General features: G+C 75.6%; 1 protein-coding gene. It reads left to right on the plus strand.

Annotated features, from left to right (window positions below):
• A partial coding sequence (locus tag CV755_RS36710) for a methyltransferase (RefSeq protein WP_153068673.1) occupies window positions 1-2,151 on the plus strand: 2,151 nt, incomplete at both ends.

Raw genomic sequence — 2,151 nt, forward strand, 5'->3', positions numbered from 1 at the left:
CCGCCAGGCCGCCCGGGACCCCACCGAGCCCTTCACCCTGGACGATCTGGCCTGCGCGGGCATGGCCGCCACCCACACCCGGCTGATGAAGGTGCTGCTGGCCATCTCGGCCGAGCACCAGGTGCTGGCCCCCCTGGCGGGCACCCCGCCCCGCTGGCAGCTCACCGGGCAGGCCGACGCCTCACGCGCCCTGCGTGACGCACTCCGGGAACACCCCGCTCTCGCCCAGCAGTTGACCCTCTACGCATACTGCGGCCGGCATCTGCCCGAGCTGCTGCGCGGCGACCGCTCCCCCCATGACCTGCTGTTCGCCGGGGCCGACCGCCACCTGGCCGAATCCTTCGCCGCCGAACCCGTCTCCGGCTCCCATCTCGACACCATCGCCGCCCTGGTCTCCTCGATACTCACCGACTGGCCGCCGGACCGTCCCCTGCGCATCCTCCAAGTCGGCGCCCGCACCCTGGAACTCACCGGGAAACTCCTGGAGTTCCTGCCGCCGGAACGTACCGAGTACCTGGTCACCGACGCCTCCGCCGGCTTCCTGCGCCGCTCCCGCCACCGCTTTGCCGGGCACGGGCTCATCGAGCACCGCCCCTTCGACCCCGACCTGGACCCGGGCGGACAGGGTTATGCCAACCGCTCCTTCGACCTGGTGCTCGCCCATCAGAGCCTGCACCCGGCCCGCGACCTCCGCCGGACCGTCACCGCGCTGGCCGGGCTGCTGATCCCCGGCGGCCTGCTGATCGGCGTGGAGCCGCACGACCTGCGCGCCACGGTCCTCTGGCGGGGCCTGCGGCCGGACTTCTGGTCCTTCACCGACTCCGAACTGCGCTTCTCCTCACCCCTGTTGTCCGCCCCGGCCTGGCAGGACCTGCTGACCGACTGCGGCTTCGCCGTGGCCCACGCCATCGGCACCGAGGAGTCCTCCGTCCTCCTCGCCCGGCGCCCGCCCGCCGCCGCTCTCACCGCACCGCCCCCGCCCGCGCTGCCCTCCGGTGCGGCGCACTGGATCCTGGCGGCCGAGCGCCCCGACGACCCCCTGGCCCGTCAACTTGCCGCTCTGCTCACCGAGTCGGGCGCGGCGAGCGTCTGCCGTACACGCCCGGCGGACAAAACCGCGCAGTGGCAGCGCAGTTGGCAGGACAAGCGGCACCCCCTCCATATCGTTCTGCTGCTGGACGATACGGCGGCGCCCAAGGCCCAGGAGCCGGAGGCGGTGACCGAATCGGCCGTACACCGCACCGCCTCCCTCGCCGCCTTCGCCCGCGCCCAGGCCGGCTGCACGGCCGGCGGCGCCGCCCCACCGGTGGCCGCACTCTGGCTGGTGGCCCGCTCACCGGCCGCCCTGGCGCCGCCCGGCGCACCGGAACTCGCGGCCCCCTGGGCCGCCGCCCGCTGGCTGGCCAAGGAGCACCCGGCGGTGGCCGTCCGGCGCATCGCACTGGCCGCGGACCCGGAACTCCCGGAAACCGCCCGGCGGCTGGCCCTGGAGCTTCTCGATCCCACCGGGGCTGATGAGCTGCTGCTCACCGCCACCGGCCGGTTCACGGTACGCACCGGCCCCCGCACTCCCCCGCTCACCACCGGCGGACCGGACCGCCCGTACCGCCCGGAGGTACGGCGCCCGGCGCCCTCGTACCATCCGTCCTGGACACCGGCCGGCCGCCCCGCCGGCCCCGGACCCCACCAGGTGCTGATCGAGGCAAGGGCCCTCGGTCTCAACCCCCGTGCCGCGCGGCGGGCGTCCGGGCCCGCCCTGGAGTGCGCGGGCACCGTGGTCGCCGTCGGCTCCGCGGTGCGCGACCTGGCGCCCGGCGACCGGGTGTGCGCCCTGGGCACCGGCATACCGGGCCACCACGCCCTGGCCCGGCGGCAGTTGGCCGGCCGCATCCCGGACACCATGGCCTTCACCGAGGCCGCCACCCTGCCGCTCGCCTTTCTCACCGCCCGGCGTGCCCTGGACCAGCTGGCCCGCCTGGCCCCCGGAGAGACCCTGCTGCTGCACCATGCCACGGGCGGCACCGGGCTGGCCGCGGCGCGGCTGGCCCACCAGCGCGGCGCCCGGGTGATCGCCACCGCGGACACCCCCGCCCAACGGGACCTGCTGCGCCTGCTGGGAGTTGACGGAGTGCTGGACCCCCACCACCCGGA

This window comes from Streptomyces orinoci (genome assembly GCF_003121295.1).
Lineage (GTDB): Bacteria > Actinomycetota > Actinomycetes > Streptomycetales > Streptomycetaceae > Streptomyces > Streptomyces orinoci.